This window comes from Rhizorhabdus sp. (assembly GCF_018006725.1).
Taxonomy (GTDB): domain Bacteria; phylum Pseudomonadota; class Alphaproteobacteria; order Sphingomonadales; family Sphingomonadaceae; genus Rhizorhabdus.
Window position 1 is genome coordinate 1 of the sequence record NZ_JAGMXV010000100.1, and the last position, 16735, is coordinate 16735.

The 16735-nt window shown below is 65.6% G+C and carries 22 protein-coding genes; all 22 read left to right on the plus strand.

All coding sequences use genetic code 11. From position 1 onward, the window contains the following. Nucleotides 1–1284, plus strand: a 1284-nt coding sequence (locus tag KAY22_RS14510; protein WP_296624139.1) for a strawberry notch C-terminal domain-containing protein, incomplete at its 5' end; no start/stop codon positions are given. Continuing rightward, nucleotides 1284–2318, plus strand: coding sequence for a toprim domain-containing protein (locus tag KAY22_RS14515; RefSeq protein ID WP_296624140.1), 1035 nt, complete (start codon nucleotides 1284–1286; stop codon nucleotides 2316–2318). The genes KAY22_RS14510 and KAY22_RS14515, both read left to right, overlap by 1 nt. 349 nt (nucleotides 2319–2667) lie before the next feature. Next, on the plus strand, nucleotides 2668–3594 hold the full coding sequence (locus KAY22_RS14520; protein ID WP_296624141.1) for a DUF2493 domain-containing protein: 927 nt from the start codon (nucleotides 2668–2670) through the stop codon (nucleotides 3592–3594). Nucleotides 3595–3680: 86 nt separating this feature from the next. Further along, a complete protein-coding gene (locus KAY22_RS14525; RefSeq protein WP_012110103.1) occupies nucleotides 3681–3935 on the plus strand; it encodes a plasmid stabilization protein in 255 nt (84 codons plus the stop codon). Beyond that, entirely contained in the window at nucleotides 3932–4354 is a 423-nt protein-coding gene (locus KAY22_RS14530) for a type II toxin-antitoxin system VapC family toxin (RefSeq protein ID WP_296624142.1), read from the plus strand. The genes KAY22_RS14525 and KAY22_RS14530 overlap by 4 nt, the downstream gene beginning before the upstream one ends. Before the next feature lie 281 nt (nucleotides 4355–4635). Continuing rightward, complete coding sequence (locus KAY22_RS14535; RefSeq protein ID WP_012110101.1) at nucleotides 4636–4803, plus strand: hypothetical protein; 168 nt, start codon at nucleotides 4636–4638, stop codon at nucleotides 4801–4803. Between the two features lie 134 nt (nucleotides 4804–4937). Then, on the plus strand, nucleotides 4938–5378 hold the full coding sequence (locus KAY22_RS14540; RefSeq protein WP_296624143.1) for a hypothetical protein: 441 nt from the start codon (nucleotides 4938–4940) through the stop codon (nucleotides 5376–5378). Between the two features lie 571 nt (nucleotides 5379–5949). Further along, the gene (locus KAY22_RS14545; protein WP_041535876.1) at nucleotides 5950–6276 is read left to right on the plus strand and encodes a DUF736 domain-containing protein; all 327 of its coding nucleotides are present in this window, start codon (nucleotides 5950–5952) and stop codon (nucleotides 6274–6276) included. Between the two features lie 306 nt (nucleotides 6277–6582). Continuing rightward, nucleotides 6583–6849, plus strand: coding sequence for a helix-turn-helix transcriptional regulator (locus tag KAY22_RS14550; RefSeq protein ID WP_045811379.1), 267 nt, complete (start codon nucleotides 6583–6585; stop codon nucleotides 6847–6849). A 96-nt stretch (nucleotides 6850–6945) separates the two neighbouring features. Continuing rightward, the gene (locus KAY22_RS14555) at nucleotides 6946–7206 is read left to right on the plus strand and encodes a DUF2285 domain-containing protein (protein ID WP_066967668.1); all 261 of its coding nucleotides are present in this window, start codon (nucleotides 6946–6948) and stop codon (nucleotides 7204–7206) included. Nucleotides 7207–7335: 129 nt separating this feature from the next. Further along, nucleotides 7336–7677, plus strand: a complete 342-nt coding sequence (locus tag KAY22_RS27950; protein ID WP_366514091.1) for a DUF6499 domain-containing protein — start codon at nucleotides 7336–7338, stop codon at nucleotides 7675–7677. Then, complete coding sequence (locus KAY22_RS14560; RefSeq protein WP_296624144.1) at nucleotides 7568–8098, plus strand: DUF2285 domain-containing protein; 531 nt, start codon at nucleotides 7568–7570, stop codon at nucleotides 8096–8098. The genes KAY22_RS27950 and KAY22_RS14560 overlap by 110 nt, the downstream gene beginning before the upstream one ends. A gap of 136 nt (nucleotides 8099–8234) precedes the next feature. Then, on the plus strand, nucleotides 8235–8516 hold the full coding sequence (locus tag KAY22_RS14565) for a helix-turn-helix domain-containing protein (protein WP_012110094.1): 282 nt from the start codon (nucleotides 8235–8237) through the stop codon (nucleotides 8514–8516). Nucleotides 8517–8534: 18 nt separating this feature from the next. Continuing rightward, nucleotides 8535–9695, plus strand: a complete 1161-nt coding sequence (locus tag KAY22_RS14570) for a replication initiator protein A (protein ID WP_296624151.1) — start codon at nucleotides 8535–8537, stop codon at nucleotides 9693–9695. Beyond that, on the plus strand, nucleotides 9692–10345 hold the full coding sequence (parA, locus tag KAY22_RS14575; protein ID WP_296624145.1) for a ParA family partition ATPase: 654 nt from the start codon (nucleotides 9692–9694) through the stop codon (nucleotides 10343–10345). Before KAY22_RS14570 ends, parA begins: the two co-directional genes overlap by 4 nt. Continuing rightward, on the plus strand, nucleotides 10342–10593 hold the full coding sequence (locus KAY22_RS14580) for a hypothetical protein (RefSeq protein ID WP_296624146.1): 252 nt from the start codon (nucleotides 10342–10344) through the stop codon (nucleotides 10591–10593). Before parA ends, KAY22_RS14580 begins: the two co-directional genes overlap by 4 nt. After that, nucleotides 10590–11111: a DUF2840 domain-containing protein gene (locus KAY22_RS14585; RefSeq protein WP_296624147.1), complete on the plus strand. Its 522-nt coding sequence runs from the start codon at nucleotides 10590–10592 to the stop codon at nucleotides 11109–11111. The genes KAY22_RS14580 and KAY22_RS14585 overlap by 4 nt, the downstream gene beginning before the upstream one ends. A gap of 23 nt (nucleotides 11112–11134) precedes the next feature. Continuing rightward, nucleotides 11135–11653: a S26 family signal peptidase gene (locus KAY22_RS14590; protein WP_296624152.1), complete on the plus strand. Its 519-nt coding sequence runs from the start codon at nucleotides 11135–11137 to the stop codon at nucleotides 11651–11653. 68 nt (nucleotides 11654–11721) lie between these two features. Beyond that, nucleotides 11722–12069, plus strand: a complete 348-nt coding sequence (locus KAY22_RS14595; protein ID WP_041536413.1) for a DUF736 domain-containing protein — start codon at nucleotides 11722–11724, stop codon at nucleotides 12067–12069. A gap of 69 nt (nucleotides 12070–12138) precedes the next feature. Beyond that, nucleotides 12139–12852, plus strand: a complete 714-nt coding sequence (locus tag KAY22_RS14600; protein ID WP_366514092.1) for a lytic transglycosylase domain-containing protein — start codon at nucleotides 12139–12141, stop codon at nucleotides 12850–12852. 243 nt (nucleotides 12853–13095) lie between these two features. Further along, nucleotides 13096–14835 (plus strand): VirD2 family relaxase/mobilization nuclease, encoded by a 1740-nt coding sequence (locus KAY22_RS14605; RefSeq protein WP_296624149.1) that lies wholly within the window; start codon nucleotides 13096–13098, stop codon nucleotides 14833–14835. A gap of 23 nt (nucleotides 14836–14858) precedes the next feature. After that, a partial coding sequence (locus tag KAY22_RS14610) for a conjugal transfer protein TraG (RefSeq protein ID WP_296624150.1) occupies nucleotides 14859–16735 on the plus strand: 1877 nt, incomplete at its 3' end.

Below are 16735 nucleotides of genomic sequence, written 5' to 3' on the forward strand. Positions count from 1 at the left end.
AACCAGGCGCAACCGCCGCTGTTCCGCCCGATCGCCACGAACGTCAAAGCCGAGAAACGCTTCCTGTCCACGATCGCACGTCGGCTCGATACGCTGGGCGCGATCACGCGCGGTCAGCGCCAGACCGGCGGCCAGGGTCTGTTCCGGCCCGAGGACAATCTGGAATCGAGCTACGCCCGCGATGCGCTGTGCCAACTCTACTTTCTGATCGTGCGCGGCAAGGTCGAGGGGTGCTCGCTGGGTCGCTTCGAGTCCGCGACCGGCCTGAAATTGACCCATGACAACGGCATCAAGGACGAGTTGCCGCCGATCACCACGTTCCTCAACCGCCTGCTGGCGCTGACCATCGAGCTTCAGGGCATCCTCTTCACCGCCTTCGAGCAATTACTCGACGCCAAGGTGGCCGGAGCCATCGCCAGCGGCGTTTATGATGTCGGGCTGGAAACGCTGACGGCGGAGAGTTTCGTCGTCGCGGAGCGCACGACCATCTACACCCATCCGGCAACGGGCGCACAAACGCGGCTGCTCACCATCACCGAGCGCCGCCGAAACCAACCGACCACGCTCGATACGGCGCTCGACTGGCTCGACGATCCGCATGCCCGGCTGCTCATCAACGCGCGGTCGGGACGCGCTGCTGTCCAGGTGCCGGCGCCGTCCATCATGCACGACGACGGCGAGATCGAACGTCGCGTCCGCCTGATCCGGCCGATGGAGCAGCACCACGCAAGCCTCGCCATGATGGAAGACAGCCATTGGCAGGAAGCCGCTCGCGACAGCTTTGCAGCGGTCTGGCAACGTGAAGTCGCCGAAGTGCCGGCCTATACCGATGGCGCCATCCACATGGTCAGCGGTTTGCTCCTGCCGGTGTGGAAGCGCCTGCCGAACGAGTCGACGCGCGTCTATCGGCTCCAGACCGATGATGGCGAACGCATCATCGGGCGGCGGGTTTCGCCCGCCTGGGCCATGAATGCCGCCTCGACGGGAACGGCCAACCTCAGCAGCGATGATGCCTACGCCGCTCTGGTGGATGGTCGCACCATCCTCGACCTGGCCAGCGGGCTCCAGCTTCGCCGCGCGCGCGTCATGGGCGCGAACCGGATCGAACTGTCCGGCTTCACCGACACCATGCGGGATCGCCTGCGCGCCTATGGCCTCTTCAGCGAGATCATCTCGTGGAAGCTGCGCTTCTTCGTTCCGGTCGATGCCTCTGGTCCCGCCATCATCGGCAAGCTGATCGCCACCTATCCGGTCGAGCGGATCAGCGAGCGTGAGGCAGCGTGATGGCTCGGCAGGACGCTTCTGAACTGGCACACCGTCTCGGCCGACAGGCCGAGGCGGTCTGCCGCCACTATCTCTCCAACGGCCACCGGCAGGGCAATTACTGGCAGGTTGGCAATGCTCGCAATGCCGCAGGCCGCTCCATGTTCGTGCGCCTGCGTGACACACCGAAGGGGCCGGCAGGCAAATGGACCGACGCCGCCACCGGCGAACATGGCGACCTTCTCGACATCATCCGGGAATCGCTGGGCCTCATCGACTTCGCAGACGTTGCTCAAGAGGCGCGTACCTTCCTCAGCCTGCCGCATCCCGAACCCGAGCCGGCATCACGCCGCGGACTGGCGCCAGCGCCATCGGGGTCGCCCGAGGCGGCACGCCGTCTCATCGCCATGACGCAACCGATCACCGGGACCATTGTGCAGACCTATCTGCGCAAACGCGGCATTGTGCTTTTGCACGGAACCGGAAACCTGCGCTTCCACCCCCGCTGCTACTACAAGCCCGACGATGGCCCGACCGAGACCTGGCCGGCCATGATCGCCGCCGTCACCGACCTCGCTGGCAAGATCACCGGCGCGCACCGCACCTGGCTTGCGCCTGACGGCTCCGACAAAGCCCCCATCGACACACCGCGCAAGGCGATGGGGGATCTCCTCGGCAATGCAGTCCGCATCGGTGCGCCCGGCAGCGTGATGGCGGCAGGCGAAGGTATCGAGACCATGCTGTCGCTCCGGCAGGTCCTGCCCGATATGGCGATGGCGCCGGCGCTTTCGGCAGCGCATCTGGCCGCCATCCTATTCCCGGCGACTTTGCGGCGGCTCTATATCGTCCGAGACGACGATCCGGCCGGTGACGGCGCGCGGGACATGCTGATCGAACGGGCGAACGCCGAGGGAATCGAGGCCATTCCATTGTCGCCGGCGTTCGGGGACTTCAACGAGGATCTGCGGCGGCTCGGTATCGATGCGCTTCGGGCAGGCGTTCGAGTGCAGCTCGCTCCAGACGACGTCGCACGCTTCATGAACCTGGCCGCTTAGCCGGAAAGGATTGGGGAGCGGCGTACAGCCGCCATGCCCGCAACGATGCGCCAGTGACGGCAAAAGGACCGCGCCTCGGCCTTCGAGAGGGCGATCGGCCATCAGCCGGGCCGGACAAGGCAATGGCTGCGGCCGACGATTTTCCGGCAGCGCATGTCCACCCCACGCGGCGGGCCGCGCGGGGACCCCGAACCCGCGCCTTTCCATCGCGAAACAAAATCGCCGGCCTTCGCCATCCTCCGCTGGCGCTTCGGCCCTACGCTTCGCTCCGCGTGCAGGTCCGTCCCGCCCGACGGCTTCGTCGCCATGAAGGCCGCGACGGTCGCGGTCCTTGCCGACGGAGCATCCCATGAGCGAGCACGACGACTACGAACCACACCACGAGTCATCCCCGACCGACCATCTGATCCAGGACTTGCAGCTCCACGGCTATCGCCCCTCCGAAGACGAGTTGGACCAGCGCCCGCCACCGGAAGACCACATCATCGAAGGCGCCGTCGCCGACATCTTCGACGCCCTGGTCGCCACGATCACCGACACCAGCCTCGACTTCGATCTCCCCGATCTCCTCTGGTCGACCGTCAATATGTTCCACCGCGCCGTGGACCGCATCGAACAGAAGCTCGACGACAACGAGCAGGCGCAAAGGCAGCTTCAGCGCGAACAGGATGGCTCCGAGGTGAAGTCCCTCCAGCTCGAGCACCTCATCGACATCGGCATGAACCTGATCGACCGCCGCGACGGCATGGAAACCTTCCGCGAAGCCGCCGCTGGACGCTACCTCGTCGCCACCGGCTCACCCTGGTCGCAACGCACCGGATCACGGGTCAACCATCGCAACCTCACCGCGTCGCTGATCGACAGCCGGGATTTCCTCGCCGCCAGGAGGCGCGCGGATACCGAGGTACTCGTACCCGCCGGCCCGAAGATCGCCTTCTCGGGCGGCGACACCGCCGATCACAAGCAGATCTGGGCCAAGCTCGATCAGATCCATACCAAGCACCCCGACATGGTGCTGCTGCATGGCGGCTCGCCGAAAGGCGCCGAAAAGATCGCTTCCCGCTGGGCCGACAGCCGCAAGGTGCCGCAAGTCGCCTTCAAGCCGGACTGGACGAAGCACGCCAAGGCGGCACCGTTCAAACGCAATGACCAGATGCTCGGCATCGTGCCGATCGGGGTCGTGATCTTCCCGGGCACCGGCATTCAGGACAACCTAGCCGACAAGGCGCGCAAGATGGGTATCCCGGTCTATCGGTTCGGCTCGAGCGGCGCGTAAGCGCCGCCGGGACCGGTCGCCTTGAAAAATGATAGCAATTCTTATATTATGCTATCATCGCTATCGCACTTGCAGGAGGCGCTATCATGCCCGCAGTTACGATCAGGAATCTGTCCGACGCGACACACCGCGCCCTCAAGGTGCGGGCGGCGCAGCACGGCCGCAGCGCCGAAGCGGAAATGCGCGACATCCTCGAAATGGCTGTCCGCCCCGATACGCGCCTCCGGCTCGGCACGGCGCTCGCGGAACGCAGCCGCCGCCTCGGCTTGACCAATGAGGATGTCGAGGCCCTCGACCAGGCTCGTGACAAGGCGCCCGCCAAGCCGATGAGCTTCGAATGATCCTCCTCGACACCAATGTCGTATCGGAGGCGATGAAGCCCGCTCCCGACGAGGCCGTGCGCGCATGGCTCGACGAGCAGGCAGCGGAAACGCTCTTTCTCTCCAGCGTCACCATCGCCGAGCTGATGTTCGGCATCGGCGCGCTCCCCGAAGGCAAGCGCAAGGAGCGTCTCACCGAAGCCCTGGATGGGGTGATGGAACTGTTCGCAGACCGCGTCCTCCCGTTCGATATCGATGCTGCGCGCCGCTATGCGGATCTCGCCGTCAAAGCCCGAACGGCCGGGAAAGGCTTCCCTACTCCCGACGGCTACATGGCAGCGATCGCAGCCGCCAAGGGGTTTGCCGTCGCCACGCGCGACAGCAGCGCATTCGAGGCCGCGAATGTCACGGTCATCGATCCCTGGAAGACCGGGCGCTGACATCCGGCCACCGGCAGCGCAAGTGACGCCAGCCGAGCCGGCAGCAACAGTCCACGCGGCATGCAGACAACCCGGTCTCCTGATCGGACGACTACCCCCGCTTCAAGACGCTGATCCTTGGGTTCAGCCGATGGCCTGACGCCATCAACCCTTAAAGGGTCGGACTACGCATAGCGTGCCGCCGCTCCGGCTTCGCCTGCACGGTGATTGCGGCCACCGGCCGAACTCTTCGGCCGCCTGTCAGCGGGGGATGGACCTCCGCTCAAACAGGAGCCAGGTCGATGTCCTTCCAAACCGCTCACGCCTTCGCCTTCAGCCTCGCTACCACCCTGATGGCGGCCATCGTCATCTATCGCGCCGGAGACGGCACGCTCTCCGTCACCCCGGCGTCGGAATATGATGGCGATGAAAACGCCATCGTCGGCGAAATCGACCCCTTCGCCTCATGAGGCGAACCGGGTCGCGCAGTCGGCGGATGCTTCACGCTTCTGCTCCCCCCGCAGCTCGAATTCTGCTAATCTCGCATGTGCGCCGTGGTGGTGGTGGTGGCGCGTCCGTCTGACATTTGACGAAAGACACCACCATGATCTTCATCGGTATTCTCCTCAGCATCGCCGCCATCGGTTTCCTCTGCTGGCTCCTCTTCACGCTTGCGGTGTTCGCTCTTCCGTTCTTCGCGGGCGTGACTGCCGGCACATGGGCCTACGGCACCGACGCGGGCTGGCTCGGCGCGATTGTCGTCGGCTTTGTCGCCGCCGGCCTGACCTTCGGCATCGGCCAATTCCTGCTCGCCACCGTCCGTCCGACCTGGGCACGCCTGCTCATCGCCGCAGCCTTCGTCGCCCCCGCCGTCGTCGCCGGATTCCATGCCACCCATGGCATCGTGAAACACACCATGCCATCGGAGACATGGCAGACCGTGTTCTCCGTCATCGGAGCGATCGCGGTCGGCATCGTCGCCTTCGTGCGCATCACTGGAATGGCGGCCTCCGACCCATCTGCCGGGCATGTGTCCCACGCCTAAACCCGCAGCGCCCATCGCGGCGGGATCCAGCGGCACATACCTTGCCCTCCACGCCATCTGGTCGCCCGATGGGGAAGCGGCATCGCGAAGCATCGGCTGCGCCCACCTGTCACGGAACGATGGAGCGCGTCGGGGCGGCAACGACATCGTGGCCGGCAGCCCCTCAGCGTCGAGGCGTTTCGTCAGAGCTGGCAGAATGGCGAAATGCGCAGCGCAGGCCTGTTCAAGCGAGGTCTACGCCTGTGATCGCCGGTCGGACTTCCCAGGCCAATGCGAAGGTCGCCGCCGTCTCCGCCGTCGATCCGTCCAGCACCCGCGCCAAAACGGCCTCTTCAATGGCCTGATCTGGCCGAAGGACGGCTTTGCCTCGAGCGCCTAAGCCACAACGGCTGGCCCCGACTTTCTTCCCCTGCCGGCTGCGCCGTCATTCCTCGCGAAACAACAAAGTCGTGTCTGCGCCATCCTCCGCTTTGCTGCGGTCGCAAGCGATGTGCCGTCGCTCGCCTCCGTCCGGTCGATCGCCATCGAGGCCGCAATGGCGCGGGCTCGAAACGGAAAACGGAGACTTACAATGGCGACCATCGGCACCTTCAAGAAGACCGGCTCGAACGAATTCGGCGGCGAAATCGTCACCCTCAGCGTCCAGGCCAAAGGCGTGCGCATCGTCCCCGACCTGCGCGCCAGCGGCGAGAACGCCCCCAGCCACCGGGTCCTGGTCGGCCGCGCCGAGATCGGCGCCGCCTGGTCCAAGCGCTCCAACGAGGGCCGCGACTATCTGGGCCTCAAGCTCGACGATCCGAGCTTCAACGCTCCGATCTACGCCAACCTCTTCGATGACGAGGACGGTGAAGGTTACTCGCTGATCTGGTCCCGCCCCAACGGCCGCCGCGCAGACTGAGGCGGCTTCACGAGGCCCCGGCCGAAAGGTCGGGGCCGCCTTCCTGCTCAGATCGCACCCGATCGCAGATGAGTGCCCCAAATAGTCGGGTCACACCGAAGGCGCGCCCTCCAGCTTTACTGCAAAAGCCAGCCCGCAGAACCTTCGCTTCACTGACGACAGCGCCTCGTTTGCCCGAATCAGCAAATCGGCGGCAGCGCAACACGGCCCTTCGGCAACCTCTTTGAGCTGGCAGAAACGGGATAATACGACTAAAATAGCCGTAGTTCTGGAGCGCGCGCCGGTTGCGATGGGAGGTGATCATGCATGATCACCGCCCGACAATCACGGGCCGCACGCGCGTTGCTGGGTTGGACACAGGAGACGCTCGCTGACAAGGCCCGCCTATCGCTGACCGCGCTCAAGCGCCTCGAATCCGAAAGCGGGCTCGATGTGTACGAGACGACGCGCGATCAGGCACGCAGGGCTTTGGAAGCTGCCGGCATCGTCTTCCTGTCGACCGACCGAGGGCAAGGAGTGCTTCTGGTCGATGATCGCGGAAACAAGCCGAACCGATCTACAGGCTTACGCTGACCTGTGGGCAGCCAGGTTCCCCATCATTTGCACTGCCTCCATTTCGGATCAAACATGGATAATAGACAGGCACCGCATATTCGCCGAGTCTGCACCATGACCGCACCATTCCGGGACCTTGCGCCATCGGGGCAAGATCTCACCGATTACGACAAGTCGCACGCCAAACTATACATGCGCTTGCTGGATGCGGCCGCTGACGGCGCGCATTGGGAGGAAGCCGTGCGGGTGCTGTTCGACCTTGATCCCGCCCGTGAACCCGAGCGCTGCCGACGCATCCATGACAGCCATCTCGAACGCGCCCGGTGGATGACACACACCGGCTATCGGCATCTCCTGCGACAGGCTCACCGCTGAGAGGCTTGCGAACCTGCGTGATGCCCTTTCGACATCACGCAATGCCCTCCTCCGGACTTCCAACACCCTCGTCGTGCCCCGAAAAATCACACGCTCGACTTACGCGCACCACGCGGGAGAGTTGATGCGATGAGGCCCGATACATCGAACTGGCGAGACGACCGCAGCTACGATTTCTTCGATACACTGCCGATCGAAGGTCTCGCCTGGGAGTGCCTTCGCAGATACCGCCCTTATCAGGACGATTACGCCAGTCTGGTCGATGCTGGCGCCGAGACTCAGCCGCTGCCTGACGACAGGCAGCAGCGCTGGGGGTTGCGATTTCCCCGCAAGACCAGGTCGTTCTGCCCTACAGCAACAGGTGGTGTGGTCGCCGCAGAGCGATCCCGCCGTCCTCTTTTTGACAGCACGACCGAACTTTCTGCCGTCCAGCTCAAACAGCCTCGCCGACAGCTTCGCTGCGGGCCGTGATGGCCCTGAAGGAACCTATGCCGGTCTTCCCGAGCACAACCTCCAGCTACTCTTCCTACCCGGCATATCCGCACACGACCAGCTTGCGGCGGTCGTCCCCATCGATGACGACATCCTCGATCGCATTGATGCGCTGACACGCCTCGCGCGCGCCTGGCTCCAGCGTCCGCCATTGCGCGACACGCGCATGACCGCCGAGCAGCGCCGCCGCTTTCGCCTCAAACTTCGTGCTGCCGACGGCCGCATGAACGGCGCGACCTATCGCGACATCGCCATCGCAATCTACGGCGCGGCGCGCATCGATACCGATCCTTGGAAGACCTCGCCGCTGCGGGATGCCGTGATCGCCTTCGCCGAAGCCGGATTGGCCCTCATCGATGGCGGCTATCTGCACCTGCTTCGGCATCGTCGGCGCACCTAGCCTGCGCCAACAACAGGGGTGGGGAATTTAGCCATCCCAAGTCCCCCATCCATCCCGCCGGAGGTTCTCCGCCACCGTTGTCGCTGTCAGCCGCTGATCGCCAGCGGCCCCCAGCAACCCCACGGAGGCCCGCCCCATGCGACCCGATACCGCCGCGCTCCCGCCACGCTACCTGCGGACCAAGGAAGCCGCTGAATTTCTCAGCCTGTCCGCGCGCACCCTCGAAAAACACCGCACCTACGGAACTGGTCCGGCCTATCACAAACTCGGCGGGCGCGTCGTCTATTCGGTCGACGATCTGGAGACCTGGGCCGAGCGCGGCGCCGTAACCTCGACGTCCGATCCGCGCGGCTCCGTGCTTCCCGCAAAGCGCCAGACGCTGCCGACCGGCCAGATCGCCGGCCGATACGCACGCTGATTGTGGCCGGTCTCTTTCATGGTGGTGCGTCGTCGTGACCCTTCGGAGCGTGGGCAGCTCGACCTGTTTCGCGCGCTTCCCGGCGACTTCGCGCCACGAGACGCGCAGGATCTCATGGCCCATCCCTTCTTCTCCCTCTCGAAATCGCACCGCATAGCGCCGATCGACTTTTCGGCGGGCGGTGTCTCCATCCGGGTAGAGGCCGTTCCCGATCATGGCATGGCCACGATCTGGGACGCCGACATCCTGATCTGGGCCGCCAGCCAGATCGTCGAGGCCCGCGACGCGGGCCTGCGCACCTCGCGTCTGATGGCGGCGACACCCTATGAGATCCTCACCTATGTCGGGCGCGGCACATCCAAGCGCGATTATCAGCGGCTCAAGGCCGCGCTCGACCGGCTGCAATCGACCACCATCTCGACGTCGATCCGCCAACCCGCCAAAGGCCGCCGTCACCGCTTCTCGTGGATCAACGAGTGGCAGGAGCGCACGGATCGTCAAGGACGACCGGATGGCATCGAGCTGATCGTCCCCGACTGGTTCTACAAGGCCGTCCTCGATGACGCGCTCATCCTCACCATCGATCCGGCCTATTTCGATCTCACCGGCGGCCTCGATCGCTGGCTCTACCGCATCGTGCGCAAACACGGAGGCCGTCAGCGCGGCGGCTGGCGTTTCGACCTACGCCACCTCCACCTCAAATCCGGCAGCCTGTCGCCGTTCAAGCGCTTCGCCTTCGAACTGCGCGACATCGTGCGACGCCAACCACTGCCCGGCTACCTCCTGTCGCTCGAAGTGGAAATCGGCGGGCGCACGCTGCTGGCTTTCGAGCCACTGGCCGCCTGTGGAAAACCTGTGGACGGCCTCGTGCTATCGGGAACCCGACCTATCGTGCCATCGGGAACCCGAGGCTCGTGCCATCAGGAACCCAAGCCGGCCTTAACGTCTGGAAATCGTGGGCGGATTCGCGCCCTTAACTTAGAGTCTAACCAAGAATCTAACTTTGAAGAGCGCGCGCGCGATGTGGAAAACCTCATCCGCACCGCCGCAGCGAGCCTCCGCGCCGCCGGCAAATCACCGCGCAAGGGTGCTCCAGCCGCTCAGACGGGCCGGAAAGAGAGCGAACCGGCTTCCCCCGATCAGCTTCCGCTCCTCGATCGGCCTGGAGGTGCGCGATGATCGTCGCGTTCCTCAACCAGAATGGCGGTGTCGGCAAGACGACGCTGGCGCTCAACCTCGCGGGCGAACTCGCTGGGCGCGGTCAGCGCGTCACCCTGATCGATGCGGACCCACAGGGATCGGCCCTCGACTGGTCTGAGCAGCGCAGCCATGAGGGCCTGCCGCGCCGGTTCGGCGTCGTCGGCCTGGCGCGCGACACGCTCCACCGCGAAGCGCCGGCGCTGGCCCGCGATGTCGACCACGTCGTCATCGACGGCCCGCCGCGTGTCGCAGCGCTCATGCGCTCGGCGCTGCTCGCCGCCGACCTCGTACTGATCCCGGTGCAGCCGTCGCCGCTCGACGGCTGGGCATCGGCCGAGATGCTGGCGCTGCTCCGCGAAGCCCGCGTCTATCGCCCGGAACTGGTCGCCCGCTTCGTGCTCAATCCTTGCGGTGCGCGCACCATCCTGGCCCGCGAGACAGCCGAGACCCTGGCCGATCACGATCCACCGTTGCTCGCCACCACCATCGGCCAACGTATCGCCTTCGCCGCCGCCGCGCAGACCGGCCGCCTGGTCGCCGAACTCGCCGATGCGACATCGGCCGCGCGCGAGATCGCGGCCTTCGCCGATGAACTCCTGCGTCTGCGGATCGACGGGGGCGCACAATGAACGAACGATCCCCCCGTCGCGGCTTCGCCGCACGCCCCTCCGATCCCGACCAATGGATCAAGGCTGCGGACAACGCACCACGCGCCGCTGACGTCGCTGCGTTCACCGCCAGGCTCACCATCGATGTGACGCTCGAACTGCGCGGCCGGATCAAGATCGCCGCCTTCGGGCGCGGCGTCACCGTCGCCGACATGCTGCGCGAGCTGCTCGCGCGTGAATTCCCCTCGACACCAGGAGACACCACATGACCGGCACTGCGGCTCCCCGCATGCGCGGCGGCCCTCTGCCGTCAGCGCTCCCCCATGACACCATGACCCACGTCGAACTGACGTGGGTCGAGAAGAAGATCGAATACTGGATCAGGTTCGGCCGTGAGGCGCATGAACAGATCCTCGACCGCCGCCGGCGTGTCGTCTCCTTCCGTCCGAACACCGTATTCGCGTTCGTGCGATGGGCGGCCAACGACTTCGGCACGATCATCTCGCGCATCGACATCGTACGCGCAGTCGAGCCCGGAGAGCCCTACCAGACGCTGCCTTTCGTCCGGCCGGGCGGTGAAATCCTGCTCAGGATCGACGGATGGCCAAAGGTCGAAGACGTGCTGCGCCACGTCGATGCAATTGAAGCGATCGGCATCGAGGCGGACGCCGTTTCGCCGGAACACTGGCGTCACGTCCACAACCGGATGGCGGCTGGACATCAGCCGCGCACCTATACGCTCGACCAGCATCGCGCCGTCCTCCTGCGCCGGAGGACGTGGTCGTGACGCGCGCCGGTCTCTTCATCGTCATGGCTCTCGCGACCACGGGGATCAGCTATCCGGCGCTCACCCCGTTGCCGATCAAGCTCCTGTGGAACGCATCGGCGAGCGCCCCCATCGGCTTCTACACGATCGACGTCGATGGCCCGTTCGACGTCACCGATCTCGTTGCGGTCGATGCGCCCGAGCCGCTCGCGACCTTCATGGCCGAACGCGGCTATCTTCCCAAAGGCGTCCCGCTGCTGAAGCGCATTCTCGGCGTTTCCGGGCAGACCGTTTGCCGCTCGAACCTCTCCGTCACGATCGACGGCGTCGACATGGGCGATGCGCTACCGCGTGATCGCGCCGCGCGCGACCTCCCGGTCTGGCAGGGCTGCCGCCGTATCCCGACCGGCGCAGTCTTCCTCATGAACTGGAAGGTCCGCGACAGCCTGGACGGTCGCTATTTCGGCCTGACCTCCACTGACCAGATCATCGGCCGCGCCGTCCCCCTGTGGACAGACGAGGACGGAACGGGCCGCTTCGAATGGCGCGCACCGACGCGATGAACACCTCGCCATCGGCGGGGGCGGCGCCCACCGATGGCTTTCCCAACGCCGCCGCAAAGGAAGTCATCATGCCTCAGATTGGTCAATTCACGCGCCAGGACACGGGCTTCGCCGGCAAGCTGGAGACGTTCACGCTCTTCCGCGATGTCGTCATCGTGCCGGCAGAGCCCTCCGATGCCGAGAATGCGCCGGATTACCGCGTTCACGCCAGCGACGATGGCAAAGCCGAAGCCGGTCCGGAAATCGGCGCGGGCTGGAAACGCACCGGCGAGCGCGCGGGCGAATACGTTGCCGTACTGATCGACGACCCTGCGCTGCCGCAGCCGATCCGCGCCAATCTGTTCTGCGACGATGACGCCGGGAACGCCTGGTCGCTGCACTGGTCGCGCCCGCGCGACCGCGCCGGGAAGGACTGACCGATGTCCGGTCCACGTCCAGCGATAAGCCATCGGGATGCGGGAGGGCGGCATCACGCCGTCCGGCGAATGGCCTTCCTTCTCCTTTCCGGCCTGGCCCTCGCAGCGGGCGCAACGGACGCCGCTCTTGCCCAGTCCGTGTCGGCTGCGCGCACGGTCGCTGGCGATCCACACGCCGCCTTCGTCACCGAAGCCTCGCAGCGCTTCGGCATTCCCGAACACTGGATCGTCGCCGTCAAACGCGCCGAAAGCGCCGGCGATGTGCGCGCCATATCGTCGGCCGGCGCGCTCGGGTTGATGCAGGTCATGCCCGATACCTGGGCCGCGCTTCGCGTTCGCTATGGGCTCGGGCGTGACCCCTACGACCCGCGCGACAACATCCTCGCAGGCGCTGCCTACCTGCGTGAAATGTTCGACCGCTATCGCACGATCCCCGCAATGCTCGGCGCCTACAATGCGGGGCCTGGCCGCTACGACGAATACGTCCATACCGGCCGCGCCCTGCCCGCCGAAACGCGGGCCTACATCGCGCTGCTGGCTCCGCAGCTAGGCGCACCATCGCCGTCGAGCGCGCCACCGGTTGCGCCGCCACCGCCGCCGGATTGGCGGGAAGCGCCGCTCTTCGTCGTGCGTTCCGCCGACGATCGTTCGGCGACATCGCCATCGGAAAACGCGCGGTCGAACGACAGCCGCTCCTCCGTCGCGGCGCGCACTCCCGACACCGCCGAAGACTCGAACGCCCCGATCGTGGTCGCTCGCTCTGACGGGGGGACGCCCCGATGAACTGCGGAAGTATCCTTCGCACTCTGTCGCATTCCGGCGTGACATGGAGGGCACAAGGGGGAGAGGCAGGCACAACAACCGCACGATGGCAGGATAAAAGGCCGCACATTGCGCGGCGGTCGGGCGGTTGTTTTTGCAAGAGGTTTTGGCGCGCTCCGCACATTGCCGTGCTAATCGGCAATGTGCGCCTGACGCCCAATTGCCTGTATCAGCGCGATTTTTCGCACATTGCGGCCTTGCGTCATGGCCGATGACCACGAGTTTCGTGTTCGGCCTGGGCGCATCCGGTCAACCCGTGCGCAGTCGGCTCGGCCCTTCATCGCGCAGGCGCTGGCCGCCGCGAAGAAGGCGGGCGGCGGTGTCTCGCGCTCCGGGCGCGTCGTTGCCGCCAATCGCTCGCGCTTCGGCCGAGGCCAGCGCGCCAGCATCCAAGCGAACCGCCTCATCACAGCGCGCACGCGCGGCGCTGTCATCAAGGCCCGCGTCGTGCGGCGCTCCGGCCGCACCGCGCCGCTCGGCACGCATCTCGATTATCTCCGCCGCGACGGCGTGACCCGTGATGGAGAAAAGGCCCGACTGTTCGGGCCGGGAACGGAGGAAGCTGATGGCCGCGCCTTCTCCGGGCGATGCGAAGATGATCGCCATCATTTCCGCTTCATCGTCTCACCGGACGACGCCGTGGAGATGTCGGACCTCAAGTCCTTCACCCGCGATCTTGTCGGCCAGATGGAAAGGGATCTGGACACGCGGCTCGATTGGGTTGCGGTCGATCACTGGAACACCGAGCATCCTCACGTCCATCTAATCGTGCGCGGCGTCCGCGACGACGGCCAGGACCTCGTGATCTCGCGCGACTACATCAAGGAGGGCATGCGCGATCGCGCGCGTGACCTCATCACACAAGAGCTTGGCCCGCGCACGGATCTCGATATTCGCCGCACGCTCGAACGCCAGATCGAGGCGGAGCGCTGGACGCAACTCGATCGGCAGCTTGTCCGCGACGCGGGAAAGACCGGCGTCATCGATGTCGCCCCGGAGGTCGGCCGCCAGCCCGACGCCTACGCCGTCGAGAAGGTCGGCCGCCTGCGCAAACTCGCAGCCCTCGGCCTCGCCAGTGAAGTCGGACCTGGCCAGTGGATGATCGACGATCAGGCTGAGGTGACGCTGCGCCAGCTCGGCGAACGCGGCGACATCATCAAGCGCATGCACCGCGCGCTCACCGAACGCGGTATAGACCGCGGCTCGGGCAACTACGTCCTGGCAGGGGAAAGCCTCGATGTGCCGGTCATCGGCCGTCTGGTCGAGCGCGGCCTCGATGACGAGCTGAAGGGAACGGCCTACGCCGTGGTCGACGGCGTCGATGGTCGGAGCCACCACATCCGCTTGCCGCATCTCGATGCGGCAGGCGACAGCGCGCCGGGCTCGATCGTCGAGCTGCGCACGTTCGAAGATGCTCGCGGCGAACGCCGCGTCGCACTTGCCGTCCGCTCCGATCTCGATCTCCAGCATCAGGTGAACGCCTCGGGCGCGACCTGGCTCGACCGGCAATCCATCGCCCGCGAACCCGTCGCCATGTCGGAGGGCGGCTTCGGCGCCGAGGTGCGGCACGCGATGCGACAACGGGCGGAGCATCTGGTCCACGAAGGTCTCGCCGAGCAGCAAGGCCGCCGCGTCATCTTCAGCCGCAACCTGATCGAGACGCTTCGGCGCCGTGAGGTCGACGCCGTTGCCGACCGGCTCGCGAAGGAGACAGGCCAGCCGTTCAAAGCGGCCGGCAATGGCGAATATGTCGCCGGCACCTATCGCCAGCGCATGACGCTCGCATCCGGCCGCTTCGCGATGATCGATGACGGCCTCGGCTTCCAGCTCGTGCCCTGGTCGCCGTCCCTCGAAAGCCAGCTCGGCAAACACGTCTCCGGGGTCGCCCGCGGCGACGGCGGTGTCGACTGGAGCTTCGGCCGCAAGCGGGGGCTCGGCCTCTAATCACCTAAGAAAGGACCGCAGCAATGTCCGCGACCAAAATCCTGTGGGGCCAGATCGCCGTCGTCTTCCTCATCGTGCTGCTCACCACCTGGGCGGCGACGCAATATGTCGCATGGAGCCTCGGCTTTCAGGCGCAGCTCGGCACGCCCTGGTTTTCCCTGTTCGGCCTACCGATCTACTATCCGCCAGCGTTCTTCTGGTGGTGGTATTTCTACGACGCCTACGCGCCGGAGGTCTTCGCCAAGGGCGGGATGATCTCGGCGTCGGGCGGCTTCATCGCCATAGCCGTCGCCATCGGCATGTCGGTCTGGCGCGCCCGCGAAGCAAAAAGCGCGGCGACCTACGGCTCCGCCCGCTGGGCCGGAAAGGACGAGGTGAAAGCCGCGGGCCTGCTCAGTCCCGACGGTGTCGTGCTCGGCCGCTATGATCGCGACTATCTCCGTCATGACGGCCCCGAGCATGTGCTTTGCTTCGCCCCGACCCGATCGGGCAAGGGCGTCGGCCTGGTCGTGCCGTCCCTGTTGACCTGGCCGGGCTCGGCCATCGTCCACGACATCAAAGGGGAAAACTGGCAGCTCACCGCCGGTTTCCGCGCCCGGCATGGCCGCGTTCTGCTGTTCGACCCGACCAACCCCAAATCGTCGGCCTACAATCCGCTGCTCGAGGTGCGCCGTGGCGAATGGGAAGTCCGCGACGTTCAGAACATCGCTGACATCCTGGTCGATCCCGAAGGCTCGCTCGAAAAGCGGAACCATTGGGAGAAGACCAGTCATGCCCTGCTGGTCGGCGCCATCCTGCATGTCCTCTACGCCGAAGACGACAAGACATTGGCCGGCGTCGCCGCCTTCCTGTCCGATCCGAAGCGCCCGATCGAGTCGACGCTTGCCGCGATGATGAAGACCAGCCACCTCGGCGAAGCCGGGCCGCATCCCGTCATCGCCAGCGCCGCACGCGAGCTGCTCAACAAATCGGACAACGAACGCTCGGGCGTGCTCTCCACCGCCATGTCGTTTCTCGGCCTCTACCGCGATCCTGTCGTCGCCGAGGTGACGCGGCGCTGCGACTGGCGGATCAGCGACATGGTGGGCGGCAAGCTCCCGACCACGCTCTACCTTGTCGTGCCGCCGTCCGACATCAACCGCACCAAGCCGCTGATACGCCTGATCCTCAATCAGGTCGGTCGCCGTCTCACCGAGGATCTGCAAGCAAAGGTCGGGCGGCATCGCCTGCTGCTCATGCTCGACGAGTTTCCCGCCCTCGGCCGCCTCGATTTCTTCGAGTCCGCGCTGGCTTTCATGGCGGGCTACGGCCTCAAGAGCTTTCTGATCGCGCAATCGCTGAACCAGATCGAGAAGGCTTACGGCCCGAACAATTCGATCCTCGACAACTGCCATGTGCGCGTTTCCTTTGCGACGAACGACGAAAGGACCGCGAAGCGGGTCAGCGACGCGCTCGGAACCGCGACCGAGATGAAGGCGATGAAGAATTACGCCGGGCATCGGCTCTCGCCCTGGCTCGGCCATTTGATGGTGTCGCGCTCGGAGACCGCGCGTCAGCTCCTGACACCAGGCGAAATCATGCAGCTCCCGCCGACCGACGAGATCGTCATGGTCGCCGGGACGCCGCCGATCCGGGCGAAGAAGGCGCGCTACTATGAAGATGCCCGCTTCAAGGAACGCATCATGTCACCGCCGGGGCTGGCGCGGCCTGCTGAAGGTCGGCCCGACGATTGGAGCAAGCTGCCGATCCCCGCGCGCCCGGACATGGCCGAAAACACTGCGCCAACGACGAGCGGTGACAACGAAGAGGATTCCACCGAGTCCGAGCGTCGGCATCAGCCCGAACTCAACCGGGTGAACCCCATCGAAAAGAAGGCGCCGATCGACAATGAGTTTGAGAT

Coding starts and splice junctions, on each gene's coding strand:
- KAY22_RS14515 (WP_296624140.1), top strand. CDS start 1,284: ATGGCTCGGCAGGACGCTTCTGAACTGGCACACCGTCTCGGCCGACAG.
- KAY22_RS14520 (WP_296624141.1), top strand. CDS start 2,668: ATGAGCGAGCACGACGACTACGAACCACACCACGAGTCATCCCCGACC.
- KAY22_RS14525 (WP_012110103.1), top strand. CDS start 3,681: ATGCCCGCAGTTACGATCAGGAATCTGTCCGACGCGACACACCGCGCC.
- KAY22_RS14530 (WP_296624142.1), top strand. CDS start 3,932: ATGATCCTCCTCGACACCAATGTCGTATCGGAGGCGATGAAGCCCGCT.
- KAY22_RS14535 (WP_012110101.1), top strand. CDS start 4,636: ATGTCCTTCCAAACCGCTCACGCCTTCGCCTTCAGCCTCGCTACCACC.
- KAY22_RS14540 (WP_296624143.1), top strand. CDS start 4,938: ATGATCTTCATCGGTATTCTCCTCAGCATCGCCGCCATCGGTTTCCTC.
- KAY22_RS14545 (WP_041535876.1), top strand. CDS start 5,950: ATGGCGACCATCGGCACCTTCAAGAAGACCGGCTCGAACGAATTCGGC.
- KAY22_RS14550 (WP_045811379.1), top strand. CDS start 6,583: ATGATCACCGCCCGACAATCACGGGCCGCACGCGCGTTGCTGGGTTGG.
- KAY22_RS14555 (WP_066967668.1), top strand. CDS start 6,946: ATGACCGCACCATTCCGGGACCTTGCGCCATCGGGGCAAGATCTCACC.
- KAY22_RS27950 (WP_366514091.1), top strand. CDS start 7,336: ATGAGGCCCGATACATCGAACTGGCGAGACGACCGCAGCTACGATTTC.
- KAY22_RS14565 (WP_012110094.1), top strand. CDS start 8,235: ATGCGACCCGATACCGCCGCGCTCCCGCCACGCTACCTGCGGACCAAG.
- KAY22_RS14570 (WP_296624151.1), top strand. CDS start 8,535: ATGGTGGTGCGTCGTCGTGACCCTTCGGAGCGTGGGCAGCTCGACCTG.
- parA (WP_296624145.1), top strand. CDS start 9,692: ATGATCGTCGCGTTCCTCAACCAGAATGGCGGTGTCGGCAAGACGACG.
- KAY22_RS14580 (WP_296624146.1), top strand. CDS start 10,342: ATGAACGAACGATCCCCCCGTCGCGGCTTCGCCGCACGCCCCTCCGAT.
- KAY22_RS14585 (WP_296624147.1), top strand. CDS start 10,590: ATGACCGGCACTGCGGCTCCCCGCATGCGCGGCGGCCCTCTGCCGTCA.
- KAY22_RS14590 (WP_296624152.1), top strand. CDS start 11,135: ATGGCTCTCGCGACCACGGGGATCAGCTATCCGGCGCTCACCCCGTTG.
- KAY22_RS14595 (WP_041536413.1), top strand. CDS start 11,722: ATGCCTCAGATTGGTCAATTCACGCGCCAGGACACGGGCTTCGCCGGC.
- KAY22_RS14600 (WP_366514092.1), top strand. CDS start 12,139: ATGGCCTTCCTTCTCCTTTCCGGCCTGGCCCTCGCAGCGGGCGCAACG.
- KAY22_RS14605 (WP_296624149.1), top strand. CDS start 13,096: ATGGCCGATGACCACGAGTTTCGTGTTCGGCCTGGGCGCATCCGGTCA.